The sequence below is a fragment of the Bacillus sp. FSL M8-0063 genome (assembly GCF_038005545.1).
GTDB lineage: Bacteria > Bacillota > Bacilli > Bacillales > Bacillaceae_G > Bacillus_A > Bacillus_A wiedmannii.
On the sequence record NZ_JBBOTJ010000001.1, the window covers coordinates 850,181 to 869,240 of the forward strand.

At 36.0% G+C, this 19,060-nt stretch carries 23 protein-coding genes; 12 read left to right on the forward strand and 11 right to left on the reverse strand.

Going from position 1 to position 19,060, the window contains the following annotated elements:
- Positions 1–64: 64 nt before the first annotated feature.
- The 5 genes from MKX31_RS04300 to MKX31_RS04320 all read right to left on the reverse strand — a co-directional run bounded on the left by MKX31_RS04300 (position 65) and on the right by MKX31_RS04320 (position 5,095).
- Entirely contained in the window at positions 65–1,225 is a 1,161-nt protein-coding gene (locus MKX31_RS04300; RefSeq protein WP_064476804.1) for an FtsW/RodA/SpoVE family cell cycle protein, read from the reverse strand.
- Between the two features lie 146 nt (positions 1,226–1,371).
- Positions 1,372–2,307, reverse strand: coding sequence for a glycosyltransferase family 2 protein (locus MKX31_RS04305; protein WP_088048328.1), 936 nt, complete (start codon positions 2,305–2,307; stop codon positions 1,372–1,374).
- A gap of 6 nt (positions 2,308–2,313) precedes the next feature.
- The gene (locus tag MKX31_RS04310; protein ID WP_088057605.1) at positions 2,314–3,072 is read right to left on the reverse strand and encodes a class I SAM-dependent methyltransferase; all 759 of its coding nucleotides are present in this window, start codon (positions 3,070–3,072) and stop codon (positions 2,314–2,316) included.
- Positions 3,073–3,212: 140 nt separating this feature from the next.
- Positions 3,213–4,058, reverse strand: coding sequence for a TylF/MycF family methyltransferase (locus MKX31_RS04315; RefSeq protein WP_064476801.1), 846 nt, complete (start codon positions 4,056–4,058; stop codon positions 3,213–3,215).
- Between the two features lie 122 nt (positions 4,059–4,180).
- Complete coding sequence (locus tag MKX31_RS04320; RefSeq protein WP_340980115.1) at positions 4,181–5,095, reverse strand: BclA C-terminal domain-containing protein; 915 nt, start codon at positions 5,093–5,095, stop codon at positions 4,181–4,183.
- A 165-nt stretch (positions 5,096–5,260) separates the two neighbouring features.
- On the opposite strand from MKX31_RS04320, the gene MKX31_RS04325 reads away from it, so the two are divergent.
- The 10 genes from MKX31_RS04325 (at position 5,261) to MKX31_RS04370 (ending at position 13,294) form a co-directional block, all read left to right on the forward strand.
- Positions 5,261–6,361, forward strand: a complete 1,101-nt coding sequence (locus tag MKX31_RS04325) for a glycosyltransferase (protein ID WP_000932898.1) — start codon at positions 5,261–5,263, stop codon at positions 6,359–6,361.
- Positions 6,362–6,513: 152 nt separating this feature from the next.
- Positions 6,514–7,203, forward strand: coding sequence for a class I SAM-dependent methyltransferase (locus MKX31_RS04330; RefSeq protein ID WP_001087871.1), 690 nt, complete (start codon positions 6,514–6,516; stop codon positions 7,201–7,203).
- A complete protein-coding gene (locus MKX31_RS04335; RefSeq protein WP_064476799.1) occupies positions 7,200–7,886 on the forward strand; it encodes a glycosyltransferase family protein in 687 nt (228 codons plus the stop codon). Before MKX31_RS04330 ends, MKX31_RS04335 begins: the two co-directional genes overlap by 4 nt.
- A gap of 12 nt (positions 7,887–7,898) precedes the next feature.
- Entirely contained in the window at positions 7,899–8,579 is a 681-nt protein-coding gene (locus tag MKX31_RS04340) for a glycosyltransferase family protein (RefSeq protein ID WP_000651513.1), read from the forward strand.
- A gap of 14 nt (positions 8,580–8,593) precedes the next feature.
- On the forward strand, positions 8,594–9,331 hold the full coding sequence (locus MKX31_RS04345) for a sugar phosphate nucleotidyltransferase (protein WP_000676179.1): 738 nt from the start codon (positions 8,594–8,596) through the stop codon (positions 9,329–9,331).
- Positions 9,332–9,339: 8 nt separating this feature from the next.
- On the forward strand, positions 9,340–9,885 hold the full coding sequence (gene rfbC, locus MKX31_RS04350) for a dTDP-4-dehydrorhamnose 3,5-epimerase (RefSeq protein ID WP_088048331.1): 546 nt from the start codon (positions 9,340–9,342) through the stop codon (positions 9,883–9,885).
- Positions 9,886–9,901: 16 nt separating this feature from the next.
- Positions 9,902–10,873 (forward strand): dTDP-glucose 4,6-dehydratase, encoded by a 972-nt coding sequence (rfbB, locus tag MKX31_RS04355; protein ID WP_064476797.1) that lies wholly within the window; start codon positions 9,902–9,904, stop codon positions 10,871–10,873.
- A gap of 11 nt (positions 10,874–10,884) precedes the next feature.
- Positions 10,885–11,739 carry a dTDP-4-dehydrorhamnose reductase gene (gene rfbD / locus MKX31_RS04360; RefSeq protein WP_000664550.1) on the forward strand — a complete coding sequence of 285 codons (855 nt, stop codon included), beginning with the start codon at positions 10,885–10,887 and terminating at the stop codon, positions 11,737–11,739.
- A gap of 109 nt (positions 11,740–11,848) precedes the next feature.
- A complete protein-coding gene (fabI, locus tag MKX31_RS04365) occupies positions 11,849–12,619 on the forward strand; it encodes an enoyl-ACP reductase FabI (protein WP_000421885.1) in 771 nt (256 codons plus the stop codon).
- A 141-nt stretch (positions 12,620–12,760) separates the two neighbouring features.
- Entirely contained in the window at positions 12,761–13,294 is a 534-nt protein-coding gene (locus tag MKX31_RS04370) for a spore coat CotO family protein (protein ID WP_064476796.1), read from the forward strand.
- Positions 13,295–13,354: 60 nt separating this feature from the next.
- Here the strand turns inward: MKX31_RS04370 and exsY are convergent, their stop codons facing one another.
- The gene (gene exsY / locus MKX31_RS04375; RefSeq protein ID WP_001277728.1) at positions 13,355–13,813 is read right to left on the reverse strand and encodes an exosporium assembly protein ExsY; all 459 of its coding nucleotides are present in this window, start codon (positions 13,811–13,813) and stop codon (positions 13,355–13,357) included.
- Positions 13,814–13,938: 125 nt separating this feature from the next.
- Here exsY and MKX31_RS04380 point away from each other — a divergent pair, with 125 nt between their 5' ends.
- Both MKX31_RS04380 and MKX31_RS04385 read left to right on the forward strand, forming a co-directional pair.
- Positions 13,939–14,298 carry a DUF1360 domain-containing protein gene (locus tag MKX31_RS04380; RefSeq protein ID WP_340980124.1) on the forward strand — a complete coding sequence of 120 codons (360 nt, stop codon included), beginning with the start codon at positions 13,939–13,941 and terminating at the stop codon, positions 14,296–14,298.
- Between the two features lie 101 nt (positions 14,299–14,399).
- The gene (locus MKX31_RS04385) at positions 14,400–14,585 is read left to right on the forward strand and encodes a hypothetical protein (protein ID WP_033657682.1); all 186 of its coding nucleotides are present in this window, start codon (positions 14,400–14,402) and stop codon (positions 14,583–14,585) included.
- 77 nt (positions 14,586–14,662) lie between these two features.
- Here the strand turns inward: MKX31_RS04385 and exsF are convergent, their stop codons facing one another.
- The 5 genes from exsF to MKX31_RS04410 all read right to left on the reverse strand — a co-directional run bounded on the left by exsF (position 14,663) and on the right by MKX31_RS04410 (position 19,056).
- Entirely contained in the window at positions 14,663–15,166 is a 504-nt protein-coding gene (gene exsF / locus MKX31_RS04390) for an exosporium protein ExsF (RefSeq protein ID WP_000492933.1), read from the reverse strand.
- A 167-nt stretch (positions 15,167–15,333) separates the two neighbouring features.
- Complete coding sequence (gene cotY, locus MKX31_RS04395) at positions 15,334–15,804, reverse strand: spore coat protein CotY (protein ID WP_064476795.1); 471 nt, start codon at positions 15,802–15,804, stop codon at positions 15,334–15,336.
- Between the two features lie 143 nt (positions 15,805–15,947).
- Positions 15,948–18,014: an ATP-dependent helicase gene (locus MKX31_RS04400; protein WP_064476794.1), complete on the reverse strand. Its 2,067-nt coding sequence runs from the start codon at positions 18,012–18,014 to the stop codon at positions 15,948–15,950.
- Between the two features lie 99 nt (positions 18,015–18,113).
- The gene (locus MKX31_RS04405; RefSeq protein ID WP_340980129.1) at positions 18,114–18,536 is read right to left on the reverse strand and encodes a GNAT family N-acetyltransferase; all 423 of its coding nucleotides are present in this window, start codon (positions 18,534–18,536) and stop codon (positions 18,114–18,116) included.
- Position 18,537: 1 nt separating this feature from the next.
- Positions 18,538–19,056, reverse strand: a complete 519-nt coding sequence (locus tag MKX31_RS04410) for a YjcG family protein (protein ID WP_000765870.1) — start codon at positions 19,054–19,056, stop codon at positions 18,538–18,540.
- Positions 19,057–19,060: the final 4 nt, after the last annotated feature.

Here is a 19,060-nt window from a genome sequence, read left to right on the forward strand (position 1 = left end):
CCACCATATTTTTCATTAGTATATCTAAAAAAGGATAGAGATAAAAATATACTGTTTTTGTACGTCATTTAAACATAAAGATTTTCGTTCTTGAGCGAACGTTTAAAACGAATCCAAGCGCTATCATGTATGTGAGTAAGGAACTTCCTCCGTAGCTCATAAGGGGCAATGTGATTCCTGTAATAGGTAGTAATCCGATGGTCATCCCGATATTTTGAAATACTTGAAAAGTAAACATTCCGATTGTACCAGCACAGATGTAACTACCGAAAGGGTCATTACTTTCTAAAGCTATATGAATCATGCGGAAAATAAGTAAGAAAAAAAGTGAAATAATGACACTTGCGCCTAAAAATCCGAATTGCTCAGCGACATTGGTGAAAATAAAATCTGTATGTGGTTCTGGAAAGTATACTTGTCCATTTTCCCAACCTTTTCCTTGCATTTCCCCTGATCCAGTAGCTAAGAAAGCTTGTCTTAATTGATAGCCTTGTGCATCATATTTGTATGGCGCTAACCAGCCGTAGAAGCGATTTAGTTGATATTCTTGTAAAATGTGTGCTTTAAAGAATTTTGTATGAGTAAAAAAAATATACGTTAATGTAACGCCAGCAGCAAAGATACCGGAAACTAATCCGAAAATAAACCGCCAACGTATACCAGAAACTAGTATCATTGCTGCGAGCATAGCTGAAATTACCATTGTGTTTCCTAAATCAGGTTCCTTTGCAATAAGTAGTAGGGGTGGCAAACTCGTTGCACATATTTTTCCGAGTAATAAAAAATCGCCGTGTATTGTCCGGAAAAAATATTTCTCATTGTGATTTGCTATAATTCGTCCAGTGACGATAATTAAAAACAATTTCATAATTTCAGACGGCTGGAAATTTCCGAGGCCGGGAAGCCTGTACCAAGCGGTAGCACCTTTTATTGTAACAGCACCTGGTACTTGAAGTTCTAGTCCAATAAGTAGTACCAATGCAAAGCTATATAAATACCAAGCAATTTTTTGATAACGATCGAAATCAATAATCATAATCATACCAATGGCTATAAATCCAATGAAGTACCATTGGATTTGCTTTAATACAAAATTTACGCTTTGCAAAAATGGTGGTAAAGAGGCTTGTGCACTTGCAATTGCAAAGCAACTAACAGTCCCAATGGCAAATAAGATGAATAGTAATACGTAGTCTATTTGATATTGAGAATTTGGATCTTTCAATGTATGTATTCCTTTCTATTGCCTAGTAAGTATATGGATCATTTCATGATAAAAATAATATACAAGCAGACTATGCATACATTTATTCCACTATTTGTGGGAAGTCATACATCACGAGGAAGGAATAGCTCCTCCCTTGTGATGGACTATATTGCACGGAGCTCTTTTGTAATGATATTTAAACAATAAGAAAGTCGTGCATGTGTATTTTTATCTGGAATGAGGTTTGGAAATAGATCGTAAAATTTGGTCGCATTTTTATACCATCCGTAAGCTCTTATCAAACCTTTTTTATAATACTTGGCGTCTTGTAAGAAACCATACTTTTTCGAGGTTAAAACGAGCTGAGAAAAATCTTCACAGCCCTCAAGGAATTTGTGACGTACTTGCTGTCCAGTATGGAGACGGAATGAACTTAAGGGCTCAGTTATATACATTGCATCACCTTTTGAAAGTAAACTTATCCAAGAGGCCATATCAACACTACAACCATATTTTCTGCCATTTAAAGTGCCGAAAGGTTCCGTTAATAGGCTTTTTCTAAAGAGTACGATTGTAGGCTCACCGATAATATTTTGTCCTGCCATAAGCATACGGTTTCCAAAATCTTTCCCATTTAGTAGAGTATCTTCCTCATATAATTTTTTCATGGAGGGATGTTGTTCAATTATATCTCCATTATCATCAATCCAAGTGCGATAGGATGTGATAAGTGCGAGATTTTTATTGAGGTCTTGTTGGAAATAAAACATCATTTTTTCGATTTTATTATTATAAAATGTATCATCGTCCATTAAGAAATTTATGTACTCTCCATTTGACTGTTCTAAGAGCATAAGGGCGTTATGAAATTGTCCTAGAGTAGAGGCATTTCGAATGTATGTTATATGTTTATGCTTATGTAAATAATGTCTGTATATTAATTTTTCTGTTTCATTATTTGTACTATCGTCCCCTACAATAATTTCAATATTTGAATACGTTTGTGCTAATGCACTTTCTAAAGCAATTTTAAAATAATGTGGTCGATTATAGGTGGGAATAAGGATGGAAACGAGAGGCGGATTTTTTATATTATTCATATACAACTACCTTTCAGAAGTTTTTTGTGTAAGAATAATATCTTGATAACTTGTGTGTTCAGTTCTGCTACACCATGAACCATAATGAGGGGGGGACTGTATTTCTAGCCCATATTTATTTAATAGGGTACGAATATCTTCCTCAGGATAGGCAACTGCGAAATTAGGGATATCTTTATTTAGAACATAACAATTGTCAATTTGATGATAAAAACCTAACGTACTTAGTCCTGCATTTAAATAATAGGATGATTCAGGGTTAATTAAAAAGAAAGTAATAAAACATCTCCCATCTTTTTTCAGAACTCGTGCGATCTCGCATACGTAATGTTCTAATTCTTTCGGAAGGAGATGGGTAAATACAGACGTTAAAAAAATAAAATCGAATGATTCATCTTCATATGGAAACTTGTATTGGGAAGCATCTTCTTTTCCATCGGGATTGTAGAATTGATTATATATATCGACATGTTCAAAATGGAAATTGTTACGGCGTGTAGAAATGTTATTTTTGCACCATGTAATTCCCGCATTGAATAAGTCAAATCCATAATAAGTACCTTCATCGCTTAAATAGTTCATTAATGGAACCGCCATTCGGCCAATGCCGCAGCCTACATCTAACACTGTTTCATTTGATTTTAAATTGCCAATTTCAATAAAATACTGCATAAACTCTTTTCCAACTTCTTCAAAATTACCACCTACATATTGAACGAGTTCTGGTGGTGGAATTAATGTGATTTTTTTCTCGTTTTCGTTCATACATTCACTCCGTCCTTGTAGTAAAGTAGGGGATTTCTATTGTATATATAAGTTAATCATTTATAGTGAGGGGAACTTTACACAATTAGTTTTTATAAATAAGTAGTGTAATAGGACCCCTCAAAAAATAAAGTTATATTCTATTCTTTTCGCCAATAAATACCGAAATCATCAATTTTAGTAATAGGAGCTTGTAAGTTTCTTTCCTTTCTGAAATCAATTACAGCCTCTGCACATGTTACCAATCCGTAATCATCAATAATAATATAGCCACCTGTTGAAACTTTATCGTATAAGTTTACAAGACTATCCATCGTTGATTCGTACATATCACCATCAAGGCGAGCAATTGCAATTTTTTCTACCGGTGCTGAAGGCAATGTATCTTTAAACCAACCCTTTAAAAATTTCACCTGATCATTTAATAAATCGTATTTTCTAAAGTTTTCTTGTACTGTTTCTAAAGAAACCCGTAAGTAATCGAATGTGTGTAAATAATCACCGTAATCTTTCGGATATTGTTCTAAGTTAGGTGCTGGCAGACCTTCAAACGAATCGGCAACCCACACAGTACGATCCGTAATGTTGTTTGCTTGTAAAAAACCATTCATAAAAATGCATGATCCTCCGCGCCATACACCAGTTTCAATAAAATCACCTTCTATATTTTCCCTTACAACAGTTTCCATAGCCTCATGTAATTGATTCATACGTTTTCGACCAACCATACTGTGTGCTGCTCTTGGCCAATCCTTTCCACCTTGACGCTCACTTTTTGAAACGTTAGGATCAACGATTTTCAAATTGTGATTTTCTACGTATTGCTTGAGAAATAAAGGAAGCGGAACTGTAACTGGTTCATAGGATAGCTCTTTAGATATATGTAACGAAGCAGGTAAGTATGGTTCGTATTCTAACCATATTTCAAATAAAATTGTTTTCTTTAATAGCTCAAGATAAAGCTGAACAGCTGATTTATTTTCCATATAAGTGCCTCCCGCGGAATGTCATACAACATTATGACTATGTAGAAAAGAAAGATTTAATGATTGAATTTAATAATGAAAAAGCAGTAAAACTGATATCAGTTTTACTGCTAAGTACAAAATTAAGCGATTTTTTCAATAATAATTGATGCACTTGTACCAAGAGCTAGTGATAATCCAATTCCTGTAACAATTGCTTCAACGAGTGATGGTGTTGTAGTAATTTGTGTAATGGCTTGGATAACGATAGGAGCTCCAAGTGAAATTAAGCTTGTGCCCGCACCTGGTACATTAACTCCATTAACTTGAATTCCAAGACTTCCTAATAAACTTACTGCCGCTGTATAAGCAATAACAGTAATTTTATAGAAACCAGTTTCACTAATTACGAAAGTATCGGCATCCATTTGAGAAATTGCTGTACCAAACTGAGATCCAACGGTATTAAATGGTACTGGATCATTAATTCCAAGAGCTAAAGAAACTGTAGCTGAGTTAAAGGCATACAATCCTGCTGGAAGTCCTAAGCCAGAAGGCCCAGTCGGCCCAGTTGGCCCAGTTGGCCCAGTTGGTCCAGTCGGTCCGGTAGCGCCAGTCGGTCCAGTAGCACCAGTTGGCCCAGTTGGCCCAGTTGGCCCAGTTGGCCCAGTTGGCCCAGTCGGCCCAGTCGGTCCAGTCGGTCCAGTCGGCCCAGTAGCACCAGTTAGCCCAGTCGGTCCAGTCGGTCCAGTCGGTCCAGTCGGTCCAGTTAGCCCAGTCGGTCCAGTTAGCCCAGTCGGTCCAGTCGGTCCAGTCGGTCCAGTCGGCCCAGTCGGCCCAGTCGGTCCAGTCGGCCCAGTTGGTCCAGTCGGTCCAGAAGGTCCAGTTGGTACAGTTGGCCCAGTCGGCCCAGTTGGTCCAGTCGGTCCAGTCGGCCCGGTAGGAAGGGTAAACGGTGGTATTGGTGGTAATGTTGGTCCTACAAGATTAGGGTCAAATGCACTAGCTGATAAAGATTCATCGGGATTTAATCCATCTGAATAATTATTATTTGACATAAATTCACCTCCATAAAGCGTTCATTATATAGTAGATGCAAAACCGGAAGAAAATGACACGGACATTTGAATTATTGAAAAGAAATCTTAAACTGCTTGTGCAAGTTAAAAAAGTGGAAAGTTTATTGTATGTATAACATATGATTGATTTGGAAGAGGGTGATTATGTTGAACAAGCAAGGAATTACAATTAGTCTATGTATGATTGTTCGAGATGAGGAAGATACAATCGGTCGATGTTTAGATGCAGTAGAAAAAATCGTTGATGAAATTATTATAGTTGATACAGGTTCCATTGATCGAACGAAAGAAATTGTAGCTCAATATACCTCTAACATATATGACTTTCCATGGATTAATGATTTTGCGGCAGCTAGAAATTTTTCTTTTTCAAAAGCAACGCAAGAATATATATTATGGCTAGATGCTGATGATGTGTTATTAGAAGATGCTCAAGAGGCATTGAAGCTATTAAAAAAAGAATTAGATTCTAATGTGGATGCTGTTTCGATGCCTTATCATCTTGTAATGGATTCTAATGGGAAACCTTTATATTGTACAAAAAGATATCGGCTTGTAAAGCGTGAAAAAGAATTTCAATGGTTTGGAAAGGTGCATGAGTATTTAGCTATTTTTGGTGAGATTTTTAATAGTAATGTTGCGGTTACGCATAAAAAAGAAAAGAAAGTAACGAACCGCAATTTGAAAATTTTTCAGGATGCTGTAGCAGCTGGAGAAGAATTGAGTCCGAGAGATTTGTTTTATTACGCGAATGAATCTATGGATAATCAAAAATATGATGATGCAGTTTTACTTTATAAAACATTTCTTAATCAAGATGAAGGTTGGTATGAAGAGAAAATTTATGCATGTGGTAAATTAGGAGATTGCTATGCAAAGCTTGGAATGTGGGAGAAGGCAGTTGAATCTTGTGTAAAGTCATTTCGGTATGATGTCCCTAGAGGAGAGAATTGTACAAGAATAGGATATATATATATGGATCAACAAAAATACAATGAAGCAATTTTTTGGTTTAAACTTGCAACAGAAGTGACAATGGCAACAGAGAGTCCTTTTCACAGTCCAGCTAGCTACACATGGATTCCCTATTTACAAATGTGTATTTGTTATAGCAAGTTAGGCGAGCAAGATAAAGCTTATTATTACAATGAATTAGCAGCTTCTTATGTTCCAAATAATGCTGCAATTGAATATAACCGTAAATATTTTCGGAGTGTTTTTGATAAACAATATAAATCGTTATAGGTTGCGTTTTTCTAGAAATGATGTAGCACGATTCTAACTCTAATAGATTGGCTATATAGTAAAGTATCGGCAATGTAACCAGTACTGGTTACATCTATAGACTTTAGATGAGATTTATATTTCAAATTCAATTTGCATAAGGAGTGTGTAAAATGAATTCCCCAAAAAATTCTTTATACGAAGAAAAGTCCGGGCATTATTATAATGCAGTGAATCCGAATTTATTAAAGCATATAAAAAAGGAATGGAAAGAAGTTCTTGATATCGGTTGCTCGAGTGGTGCATTGGGAGCTGCCATAAAAGAAAATGGCACACGTGTATCAGGAATTGAGGCATTCCAAGAGGCGGCAGAACAAGCAAAAGAAAAACTAGATCATGTTGTTTTAGGTGATATAGAAACAATGGATATGCCGTATGAGGAGGAGCAATTTGATTGCGTTATATTTGGTGACGTACTAGAGCATTTATTTGATCCGTGGGCTGTAATAGAAAAAGTAAAACCATATATAAAGCAAAATGGTGTAATTTTGGCTAGTATCCCGAACGTTTCTCACATTTCAGTATTAGCGCCCCTACTCGCTGGAAATTGGACGTATACAGAATATGGTTTATTAGATAAAACACATATTCGTTTCTTTACATTTAATGAAATGCTACGAATGTTTTTAAAAGCAGGCTATTCAATTAGTAAAGTAGATCGTGTATATGTTGATCATAAAATGTATGAACCGCTTATTGAGGAATTATATGGAATTTGTAAAAAATATCGTCTTGGAAGTGGCTTCATGGCTGAGACGGTTGTATTTCAATATATTATTGAAGCAGAAAAATCACAATTATGAGTGCGGCAGATAAAACAATATTATTTGTTACGTGTATAAATGATCGGAAAATGTATGCACAATGTGCGCGACATATATTACAATTGCCAGTTCCTCCAGGATATACGATACAATTTATGCCGATTCGAAACGCAGAAAGTATGACGAGTGGATATAATAAAGCAATTTCGCATCCAGCAAAATATAAAGTGTATATACATCAAGATGTTTTCATTGTAAATGTAGGATTTTTATATGGATTACTTCAATTGTTTCAGGAACATGAACATCTTGGAATGATTGGTATGGTTGGAGCCCAATATGTTCCTCCAAATGGAATATGGAATGTAGGCAGAGGAGTTGTTGGAAAAGTCATTGGTTATATGAATGATTTATTTTATATGGCGAGTCAAGAAAAGCCGTATCATGACTCAAAAACATTTATGCCAGTTGAATGTATTGACGGATTATTAATGGCAACGCAATACGATATTCCGTGGCGGGAAGACTTGTTTGATGGATTTGACTATTATGATGTGTCTCAATCATTTGAATTTAGAAAAGCAGGCTATACAGTTGGGGTTCCTGTACAGCGTGATGCGTGGTGCATTCATTATCATATTGATGTGAATATGACAAACTATGAAAAGTATAGAAAAATATTTGTGGAGCACTATATGTCAGATGTAAATCAAGACGAATAGAGGGGCTACAAAATGAAAGATCATACAATATTAGTCGTTGTTTGTATAAATAATGAAGAGCTATTTGAACAATGTGAGAGACAAATAAGAAACCTTTTTGTTCCCCCTGGTTATGTCGTACAAATTTTTCCGATACGAGATGCGAAAAGTATGGCAAGTGCATATAACCGAGCACTTTCATATCCCGCGAAGTATAAGGTTTATATACATCAAGATACTTATCTTATTAATCGTGAGATGTTTTATACACTCATTTCACTTTTTAAAGATAACGAAAAACTTGGTTTAATTGGCGTAGCTGGTGCTCAGTTTTTACCGAGTAACGGGATATGGTGGGAAGGGAAAAATTTGGTCGGGAAAGTGATTGAGTACAGAAGACAGAATTATCAATTATTAAATTTAGATCAGCTGTTTTATGGGAATCAATCATTTATGTCAGTTCAAGCAATTGATGGATTATTAATGGCCACACAATATGATATTCCGTGGCGAGAAGACTTGTTTCAAGGATTCCACTTTTATGATGTGTCGCAGTCTTTAGAATTTCAAAAGGCGGGTTATTTAATTGGTATCCCTAATCAAGCAAATTTATGGTGTATTCACTACAACGGGGATGAGTTTGATGCGGATACATATGAGAAGGATCGGAAAGTGTTTGTAGAACATTACAAAGATATACTATCTCCATCATAAGGGAGAGATGCAGGATGAAAGGAATTATTTTAGCAGGTGGAACTGGATCGAGATTATATCCTATAACGAAAGTAACGAATAAACACTTGCTTCCTGTTGGACGTTATCCAATGATATATCATGCGGTATATAAGCTAAAACAATGCGAAATTACAGATATTATGATTATTACAGGTAAAGAACATATGGGAGATGTTGTTAGTTTTTTAGGGAGCGGTCAAGAGTTTGGTGTGTCTTTTACGTATCGTGTGCAAGATAAGGCTGGCGGAATTGCACAAGCATTAGGGCTCTGTGAGAGTTTCGTCGGGAACGATCGTATGGTAGTTATATTAGGCGATAATATCTTTTCTGATGATATTCGTCCGTATGTTGAAGAGTTTGCAAGTCAAAAAGAGGGTGCGAAAGTACTGCTACAATCTGTAGATGATCCGGAGAGATTTGGTGTAGCAAATATTCAAAACCGAAAAATAATTGAAATTGAAGAAAAACCGAAAGAGCCGAAAAGTTCCTATGCAGTTACAGGGATTTATTTGTATGATTCGAAAGTTTTTTCTTATATAAAAGAATTAAAACCTTCCGCAAGGGGAGAACTTGAAATTACAGATATTAATAATTGGTATTTAAAACGAGGGGTACTTACTTATAATGAAATGAGCGGTTGGTGGACAGATGCGGGAACTCATGTTTCTCTTCAAAAGGCGAATACGTTAGCGAGGGATATAAACTTTGGGAAACAGTTTAACGGAGAATAGGTGAGAATATGAAAGTTGTAGAAACAAACTTTACCGACGCAAAATTGTTAGAACCGAGGTTATTTGGAGATGAGCGTGGCTTTTTTACAGAAAGTTATAATAAGAAGGTGCTAGAAACATTAGGGATTACTTATTCATTTGTACAGGATAACGTATCTTATTCAGCTAGGTCGGGAACGATTCGGGGATTACACTTTCAAAAAAATCCGAAAGCACAAACGAAACTTATTCAAGTTATGCAAGGAGCAATCTATGACGTTATCGTCGATTTACGAAAAGATTCCCCAACGTTTCAACAGTGGAGAGGATATATTTTAAGTGCAGATAATTACCGGCAATTATTAGTGCCAAAAGGATTTGCACATGGTTTTTGTACACTTGTTCCGCATACGATTGTTATGTATAAAGTAGATGAATATTATAGCGCCGAGCATGACTCAGGGTTACTTTGGAGCGATAAAGAATTAGCAATTCCATGGCCGGTAACAAGTCCTATTTTGTCTGATAAAGATCGAATATTACCGTTACTTCAGGAATGTGAAGATAGCTTTTGAGTAGGAGAGTTGTTATATGAATATATTAGTAACAGGTGGGGCCGGATTTATTGGAAGTAATTTTGTTCATTACATGTTACAAAGATATGAAACATATAAAATTATTAATTTCGATGCATTAACATATAGCGGGAATTTAAATAACGTGAAGCCTCTTCAAGGGCATCCGAATTACTCTTTTGTAAAAGGGGAAATTCAAAATGGAGAGCTGCTAGAGCATGTCATAAAAGAGCGAGACGTCCATGTGATTGTAAATTTCGCAGCTGAATCACATGTGGACCGTAGTATTGAAAATCCGATCCCTTTTTATGATACAAATGTAATTGGGACAGTCACCTTATTAGAATTAGTAAAAAAATATCCACATATCAAACTCGTGCAAGTATCAACAGATGAGGTGTACGGCTCTTTAGGGAAAACAGGGCGATTTACCGAGGAAACCCCATTAGCTCCAAATAGTCCATACTCTTCAAGCAAGGCGAGCGCCGACATGATAGCTTTATCTTATTATAAAACATATCAATTACCAGTTATAGTAACGCGTTGCTCCAATAACTATGGGCCGTATCAATATCCTGAAAAATTAATTCCATTAATGGTTACGAATGCGCTGGAAGGAAAAAAACTACCGTTATATGGCGATGGATTAAATGTAAGAGATTGGTTACATGTAACGGATCATTGTAGTGCGATTGACGTTGTTCTGCATAAGGGACGTATAGGAGAAGTATATAATATAGGTGGAAATAATGAAAAAACGAATTTAGATGTTGTGGAACAAATTATCTCTCTCTTAGGAAAAACGAAAGAAGATATTGCGTATGTTACAGACCGTTTAGGGCATGATCGTCGTTATGCGATTGATGCACAAAAGATGAAGAATGAGCTTGGGTGGGAACCGCAGTATACGTTTGAACAGGGGCTAAAAGAAACTGTGGAATGGTATGAACATCATATAGAATGGTGGACACCACTAAAAGAAAAGTAAGGGGCATAGAAATGAAAGAACGGCTTATCATAACGGGAGCAAACGGTCAATTAGGAAAGCAACTACAAGAAGAGTTAAATCCTGAAGAATATGACATATATCCATTTGATAAAAAGTTACTAGATATAACAAATATATCCCAAATGCAGCAAGTGGTACAAGAAGTAAGGCCACACATAATTATTCATTGTGCAGCGTATACGAAGGTTGATCATGCTGAGAAAGAACAAGATCTTGCTTATGTAATAAATGCAATAGGAGCTCGAAATGTAGCGGTTGCTTCACAATTAGTAGGGGCAAAGTTAGTTTATATTAGTACCGATTATGTATTTCAGGGCGACAGACCGGAAGGGTATGATGAATTTCAGAATCCGTCGCCAATAAATATATACGGAGCTTCTAAGTATGCAGGAGAGCAGTTCGTCAAAGAGTTACATAATAAATATTTTATCGTTCGCACATCGTGGTTATATGGTAAGCATGGAAATAATTTTGTGAAAACGATGATGCGATTAGGGAAAGACAGGACAGAAGTGTCTGTTGTAGCGGATCAAATCGGCTCTCCTACTTATGTGGCGGATTTAAATGTGATGATTAATAAGCTCATTCATACTTCTTTATATGGTACGTATCATGTATCAAATAGAGGCTCATGTTCTTGGTTTGAATTTGCAAAAAAAATATTTGCGTATGCAAATATGAAAGTGAATGTATTACCAGTTTCAACTGAAGAATTTGGAGCAGCGGCAGCGAGACCAAAATATTCTGTTTTTCAACATAACATGCTACGATTAAATGGTTTTTCACAAATGCCTTCTTGGGAAGAAGGATTAGAGCGGTTTTTTATAGAAACAAAAAGTCATTAACAAAATTTAAGTTAATGACTTTTTTGTTTGCCTTTAAGAGGTTTTATGGTACTATAATTATAGTATCAGGTACTAATAACAAGTATAAGCAATTCTGGGAGGATATATCATGGAACTATTACAAGGGAAAACATTTGTTGTTATGGGCGTTGCGAACCAAAGAAGTATTGCGTGGGGAATTGCTCGCTCTTTGCATAATGCAGGTGCAAAATTAATATTCACATATGCAGGAGAACGTTTAGAAAGAAACGTTCGTGAATTAGCGGACACATTAGAAGGACAAGAATCACTTGTATTACCTTGTGATGTAACAAATGATGAAGAACTTACAGCTTGCTTTGAAACAATTAAGCAAGAGGTTGGTACAATTCACGGTGTTGCACACTGTATTGCTTTTGCAAATCGTGATGATTTAAAAGGTGAATTTGTAGATACTTCTCGCGATGGATTTTTACTTGCACAAAATATTAGTGCATTCTCTTTAACAGCTGTAGCAAGAGAAGCGAAGAAAGTAATGACAGAAGGCGGAAATATTTTAACGTTAACATACCTTGGCGGCGAGCGCGTTGTGAAAAATTATAACGTAATGGGTGTTGCGAAAGCTTCATTAGAAGCGAGCGTGAAATATTTAGCTAACGATTTAGGTCAACACGGCATTCGCGTTAACGCTATTTCTGCAGGACCAATTCGTACGTTGTCTGCAAAAGGTGTAGGCGACTTTAACTCAATCTTAAGAGAAATTGAGGAGCGCGCACCACTTCGTCGTACAACAACTCCAGAAGAAGTTGGCGATACAGCAGTATTCTTATTCAGTGATTTAGCACGCGGCGTAACAGGAGAAAACATTCACGTTGATTCAGGGTATCATATCCTAGGATAAATATAATTTTCATTTTTAAAGGACAATCTCTAAATGTTGAGATTGTCCTTTTTATTTGTTCTTAGAAAGAATGATTTTTAACGAAAGTTCTTACCACGTTATGAATATAACTATAATAGTACACGATTTATTCAGCTACGTATGGAAGTGGGAGGGACGAGTGTGAAGAATAAAAATAAAAGTTCAACAGTTGGAAAACCGTTGTTATATATTGCGCAAGTAAATTTGGAACTTGCTGCACCGAAAATAAAAAGGATTATCTTAACAAACTTTGAAAATGAGGATCGAAAAGAGCGCAGTAATAGAAACGAAAATGCTGTAAGTAGTGCTGTGGAAGAAGTAATAGAACAACAACAAGAAGAGCAACAAGAAGAACAAGTAGAAGAAAAAATAGAAGAAGAGGAACAAGTACAAGAACAGCAAGAGCCAGTGAGAACTGTTCCGTATAATAAATCATTTAAGGATATGAATAATGATGAGAAAATTCATTTCTTATTAAACCGTCCTCATTACATTCCGAAAGTAAGGTGCAGAATAAAAACGGCTACAGTTTCTTATATTGGATCAATCATATCGTATCGTAATGGCATTGTATCCATTATGCCGCAAAATAGTATGAGAGATATTAAGTTGTCTATAGATGATATCCAATCGATTAGTATGGCCGGCTTTTAAATATGTAAAGGTGGTAGAAATCTTCTACCACCCCAATAGTTTTTTAGTTTACTTCACTTATTAGATAGAAACGTCGCGTAAGCACTGAATCGCACAGAAGCAGCTTAAATCAACAGTAAGACAAGTGTTAGTCGATACTAATCTTGCATTTGGTACAGCTAAAAACGTACAAATTGGATCATTATCAGGTGGTACAGGAGAAGTATCACCTAATACTACAGTTAATACACGTAATACAGCACAGCTATCATCATCTACACTTTCCACACGGAAAATTGGAGATCGGCAGCTTGAAAGGCTTGCAGTTGGTGCAAATGCTTCAAAAGGTTCTCCAGTTTTTGTGTATAAAATAAAAGGGCGTGTATTTGCTACTGAAGCACTATTGTGTGCTCCTAAAAATGGGATTTCACAACCAGATCCACACGTTGTTGTAGAACAATCTTGTAATTCATTGATGAATTTTACAACGTCAACTACACAATGAGAAGAGCCATGGTGTTTATTTTCGTTACAACTCATTAATGTCACTCCTTATCTTCTTGTTTGTATTTACATTAATAAGATATTGGAGTCGAGGAGATTTGGTCACAATCTCAAGAGCTTTTTTTTTAAATAGGCGAAAGAAGATAAGGGAAGGTGGAATCATGCTGTTTACAAGTTGGCTTTTATTTTTCATTTTCGCGTTAGCTGCTTTTAGGCTCACCCGTTTAATTGTTTATGATAAAATTACAGCTTTTTTGCGAAGACCGTTTATTGATGAATTAGAGATTACAGAGCCGGATGGAAGTGTATCAACTTTTACAAAAGTAAAAGGTGAAGGATTAAGAAAGTGGATTGGAGAATTATTAAGCTGTTATTGGTGTACAGGTGTATGGGTTAGTGCTTTTTTATTAGTTTTATATAATTGGATTCCTATCGTTGCAGAGCCGTTACTTGCATTATTAGCTATTGCAGGAGCAGCAGCAATCATTGAAACGATTACAGGATACTTTATAGGAGAATAATATATTTTCATAATACGAGAAAAAGCGGAGTTTAAAAGAATGAGGGAACGGAAATAAAGAGTTGTTCATATAGTAAATAGACAGAATTGACAGTAGAGGAGATGTTTGCTGTGAGTAATAGTCCAAGGCAAAATTCATATGACCTGCAGCAATGGTATCATATACAGCAACAACACCAAGCACAACAACAGGCATACCAAGAACAATTACAACAACAAGGATTTGTGAAGAAAAAGGGATGTAATTGCGGGAAAAAGAAGAACACAATAAAACATTATGAAGAATGAAACACTCATATTACTGTGAGTGTTTTTTATTATAAATATAAAAAGCGGTATTTCTAAGGAAGAAATACCGCTTTTTACTAGCTAATTTGTGCAACTGTTAATGCTGCCGCACGGATGTCTACGGTTCCAATTAACTCAACTGGTACAATTTGAATTAAATCGCCAGGGTTTAAGTTAATCAGAATAACACCACTGGATACGTCTACTTCACCAGTACCAATAACGTTAGAACGAACTGCTGTACCTGATCCAGGAATAATGTTAGCTGGCGTACCTAATGATAAGAAGAAACGACCAGCTTCTGGTGCAACAGGTGCGTTATCAAGACTAATTGTTAATGTATAACTGATTTGATAAATACCAGCTCGTAGAATTCGAATGCCATCTCCGACACTTACTGTATCATTTATTACAGGAACAGTAATATTTGGGTTTGGACTTACGCTAGGTAATAGTAATGGTGTGAATAATGAAGCGAACTGAGGGGCAGAAGCGTTGAAAGCAAAACCGAAGGCAGGTAGTGTACTAGCTGGTTTCGCCTCACAATCGATTTTAGTAAATTCGCAATCAGAAGAGAACATGTTTTTCACTCCTTTATCTGTTTCTACTTTCAGTTAATGAAAAGGACAGGTTCTATGTTCTAGACAAGTTCCCAATTTTATAAAAAATACATAATAATACCTTTTAAGCATGGATTGGGTGGCAGAAAATTCTGCCACCCAATCCATGCTTAACTCATTATTTAGTTTTAAATCGTAACATCACGTAAGCATTGAATAGCGCAGAAGCAACTTAAATCAACAGTAAGACAAGTGTTGGTCGATATTAATCTTGCATTTGGTACAGCTAAAAACGTACAAATTGGATCATTATCAGGTGGTACAGGAGAAGTATCACCTAATACTACAGTTAATACACGCAATACAGCGCAATCATCATCGTCTATACTCTCGACACGGAAAATTGGAGATCGGCAGCTAGAAAGGCTTGCAGTTGGTGCAAATGCTTCAAAAGGTGCTCCAGCTTTAGTGTATAAAATAAAAGGACGTGTATTCGCTACTGATGCACTATTATGTGCTCCTAAAAATGGAACTTCGCAACCAGATCCACAGGTTGTGGTTGCACATTCTTGTAATTCATGTATAAAACGAACGACATTTGATACACAGTTGAAATCACAATCGTGATGATGATGGTCTTCGTTACAATTGCAGCTCATTATGTTCACTCCTTATCGTGAGTTCTGACATACACTATTACAATATGAATGGGATATGGTTGATATTACGTTAATTCTTATGATAAGAACATGGAATTTATATAGGAGGGATGTACATAATGCAATATGAAAAAAAGACATCCTTATTTAGTGGATGTCTTTTCAGGTAAATCTTTTCGCGTAGTATATAAAAAACGAGAGATATCTAATTTTTTCCCTCTAAAAAATTGAGGAGAGGAAATGTAAAGTTCTTCTTTCGCACGTGTAATTGCGACATAAAGTAGTCGGCGTTCTTCCTCTAAAGCTTCAGAAGTCTCTGTAACACGATCATTCGCATCTTTTAAAGAAGAAGTATGGGGGAGAATACCATCGCTCGCTCCAAGTAAAAAAACGCATGGAAATTCAAGGCCTTTTGCGTTATGAATAGACATAAGCGAGACAGCATTTTTTTCCGGCATTGTTTTTAATGCTTCCATTTCTTTTTGACCTTGAATTGCTTCATCAATAAATTGTAAGTATGCTGGAATATCGGTGAAACGAGTTGCTGACTCCATTAATTCTTCTAACATTTCTTCTTGTATATCTTTATGCATCGTGAAGGAAGAACGATCGTTACTTTTTAAGTACTCTAAATACTTTCCTTTACCATGAATAATTTCTTTTAATGCCTTTTTCGGTTCTAATTCTTTTATAAATTTAATAAAATCGATACGCTCATTTACCTTTTTCACTTGAAAAGGTTTTAAGCTCGGATTTAATAATAAGAAATGAAGAAGAGAAGGGAACCGCCCCTCACCATATTTCCATTGTTCACGTTCAATAAATGAAATACAATCATCACGCCCGATATACATCGTTGGCAATATATTTGAAAGTGATTCTAGTCGAAACGGTTCAATCACCAGTCTTAAATGATCTAATACAGGCTTAATTAAAGAATGTTCATAAAATGATTGACTCGCCCCGTGCTTAATAAACGGGATTTTGTGAATTGTAAGCTGATCGAGTAACGAACGGCTTACAGAATGTGTGCGATACAGTAAACAAAAATCTTTATAGTTGCGTTCGCCGCTATCTACTTTTTCTTGAATGAGCTGCAAAATTTGATTTGCTTCATCAAGAGTCGTAGCAGGTCTTGCGTAAAAAGGTTGTACACCTTCTTCGCGCACAGAATATAGCTCTTTATCAAAACGCTCCTGATTTAGTTTGATAACTTCATTTCCAAGTCCGACGATAAAAGGATTGGATCGATAATTCGTATTAAGTGCGATAATCGTAGTGTTATCAAATTCTTTTGGAAAAGATAAAATAATTTGGTGACTTGCTCCTCGCCAGCCATATATCGCCTGATCGTCATCACCTGCGATAAATAAATTATTTCTTGGCGTGGCTAACAATTTTACAATTTCATATTGTGCATACGATGTATCTTGGAACTCATCTACTTCAATATAGTGGAAACGTTGTTGTAATTGGGTAAGCAAAGGAGTGTTATTTTCTAACATATAATATGTTTCTAATAAGATGTCATCGAAATCAATATAATTATATCGTTGTTTCACTTCTTCAAAACGTTCGTATACTTCTTTAAATTCTTGTTCAACGGGTGTTTTTGCTTTTACATCTTTCGGACGATTCAATTTGTTTTTCTCAAGTGAAATCATAGCGAGCATCGTTTCAGCATCATAATCGTCTTTTAAGCGTAACTCTTTTAAGATTTTCTTTATCATAATTTGTTTATGTTTTTCGTTTGCTAAAATTTGCTGATTATATCCTTGACTACGAAGCAATTTTAAAAAGACGGAGTGGAACGTACCAGCAACAACGTAGCTACTTGCAGCACGATTCATACCAGGTAAATTTGCTACACGGTTTCGGATTTCTTCAGCTGCTTTTTGTGTAAATGTAAGCAGTAAAATATTGCGTGGATGAACTTGTTTTACATTTACTAAATAACCTACGCGGGTTGTTAAAACAGAGGTTTTCCCGCTTCCGGCACCAGCTAATGTAAGGACAGGACCTTCTGTCGTTCGCACGGCCTCTAATTGTTTCTCATTTAAAAATACATTTTGTTGCTCGAGAGCGCGGAAATACGCTGCATCAGCATCTTCTTCCATAATTAAATGGGTAGATGTTTTTGGAATATGGTATGTTGCACGCGGAATATCAGCGTGCGTTAATGATTTTTGTGAAAATTTTTCTTGTGTCATATATTCACCTTCAAAACTATAGCATCAACATTTAACTTTAGCGGAAGAAAAAGAAAATAGCAATGTAAAAAACAGGAGGGGATACCTCCTGTTTTCAAATTACAATTCTTTTATCATAACGATGTGAGGAATATTTGCTTCCATGAATACATCAGAATGCGTTACATATCCAAGTTTCTTATAGAAATCTTCAGCATGTGTTTGGGCATGCAGCTTTAATTTTGATAGCGAGTTTTCATTCGCATATGCTTCAAGTGCATCCATAACAATTTTTCCAATGCCTTTTTTACGATGGGAAGCTAGTACGCAAATACGTTCCATTTTTCCTATTCCATCCAGTATGCGAAAACGACCAGCACCAACTGGAACATCATTATCATATATAACAACGTGTGTTGAAGTTTCTTCAAACTCATCATACTCTTCGTCAGCAGAAACTTGTTGCTCATTCACAAATACTTGCTTACGTACAGAGAATGCATCTCTTAGTTGTTCGTCCGTTTGTACGATCTGTGCGTGCAAATTAGTTGTTCCCCTTTCCAAGGTGGAATGTTTCGTATACAGTCCACGTTCCGTTTTCTAATTGATATAGAAGATGGAAGCGATCAATTGGTTGTTCATAATAGAAATCTTTCATACGTAATCGACCTAATACATCAGCATGCTCTGCATCTGATAAGCCTTGTCCGATTGTTAAATGAGGTACGAAAGCGTACTCGCGTTCTTGTATAAAGAATTCGCTATGCATTTCCTCATTTAAGAAAGTAAGTTCAGGTGTTTTTTCTACTTTAAAATAAAGAACATTATTAACAGGTGCGAATGAACCAACTTTTCCGACATGAAGGGTGAAAGGGTTCGTTTTACTTGCGATTGTATGTAACTCTTTTACAATCGATTCTAATTGTTCATCTTGCGTCTCAAAGGGTGTTTTCAATGTAATATGTGGCGGAACTAATGCGTAGTGCGGATCATAACGTTTACGCAATCCGTTCGCTTTATCTTGAATCATTTTAGATGGAAAAATTACAATGCCTAATTTCATGTTC

Coding starts and splice junctions, on each gene's coding strand:
- MKX31_RS04305 (WP_088048328.1), bottom strand. CDS start 2,307: ATGAATAATATAAAAAATCCGCCTCTCGTTTCCATCCTTATTCCCACC.
- MKX31_RS04310 (WP_088057605.1), bottom strand. CDS start 3,072: ATGAACGAAAACGAGAAAAAAATCACATTAATTCCACCACCAGAACTC.
- MKX31_RS04315 (WP_064476801.1), bottom strand. CDS start 4,058: ATGGAAAATAAATCAGCTGTTCAGCTTTATCTTGAGCTATTAAAGAAA.
- MKX31_RS04320 (WP_340980115.1), bottom strand. CDS start 5,095: ATGTCAAATAATAATTATTCAGATGGATTAAATCCCGATGAATCTTTA.
- MKX31_RS04325 (WP_000932898.1), top strand. CDS start 5,261: ATGTTGAACAAGCAAGGAATTACAATTAGTCTATGTATGATTGTTCGA.
- MKX31_RS04330 (WP_001087871.1), top strand. CDS start 6,514: ATGAATTCCCCAAAAAATTCTTTATACGAAGAAAAGTCCGGGCATTAT.
- MKX31_RS04335 (WP_064476799.1), top strand. CDS start 7,200: ATGAGTGCGGCAGATAAAACAATATTATTTGTTACGTGTATAAATGAT.
- MKX31_RS04340 (WP_000651513.1), top strand. CDS start 7,899: ATGAAAGATCATACAATATTAGTCGTTGTTTGTATAAATAATGAAGAG.
- MKX31_RS04345 (WP_000676179.1), top strand. CDS start 8,594: ATGAAAGGAATTATTTTAGCAGGTGGAACTGGATCGAGATTATATCCT.
- rfbC (WP_088048331.1), top strand. CDS start 9,340: ATGAAAGTTGTAGAAACAAACTTTACCGACGCAAAATTGTTAGAACCG.
- rfbB (WP_064476797.1), top strand. CDS start 9,902: ATGAATATATTAGTAACAGGTGGGGCCGGATTTATTGGAAGTAATTTT.
- rfbD (WP_000664550.1), top strand. CDS start 10,885: ATGAAAGAACGGCTTATCATAACGGGAGCAAACGGTCAATTAGGAAAG.
- fabI (WP_000421885.1), top strand. CDS start 11,849: ATGGAACTATTACAAGGGAAAACATTTGTTGTTATGGGCGTTGCGAAC.
- MKX31_RS04370 (WP_064476796.1), top strand. CDS start 12,761: ATGGAAGTGGGAGGGACGAGTGTGAAGAATAAAAATAAAAGTTCAACA.
- exsY (WP_001277728.1), bottom strand. CDS start 13,813: ATGAGTTGTAACGAAAATAAACACCATGGCTCTTCTCATTGTGTAGTT.
- MKX31_RS04380 (WP_340980124.1), top strand. CDS start 13,939: ATGCTGTTTACAAGTTGGCTTTTATTTTTCATTTTCGCGTTAGCTGCT.
- MKX31_RS04385 (WP_033657682.1), top strand. CDS start 14,400: ATGTTTGCTGTGAGTAATAGTCCAAGGCAAAATTCATATGACCTGCAG.
- exsF (WP_000492933.1), bottom strand. CDS start 15,166: ATGTTCTCTTCTGATTGCGAATTTACTAAAATCGATTGTGAGGCGAAA.
- cotY (WP_064476795.1), bottom strand. CDS start 15,804: ATGAGCTGCAATTGTAACGAAGACCATCATCATCACGATTGTGATTTC.
- MKX31_RS04400 (WP_064476794.1), bottom strand. CDS start 18,014: ATGACACAAGAAAAATTTTCACAAAAATCATTAACGCACGCTGATATT.
- MKX31_RS04410 (WP_000765870.1), bottom strand. CDS start 19,056: ATGAAATTAGGCATTGTAATTTTTCCATCTAAAATGATTCAAGATAAA.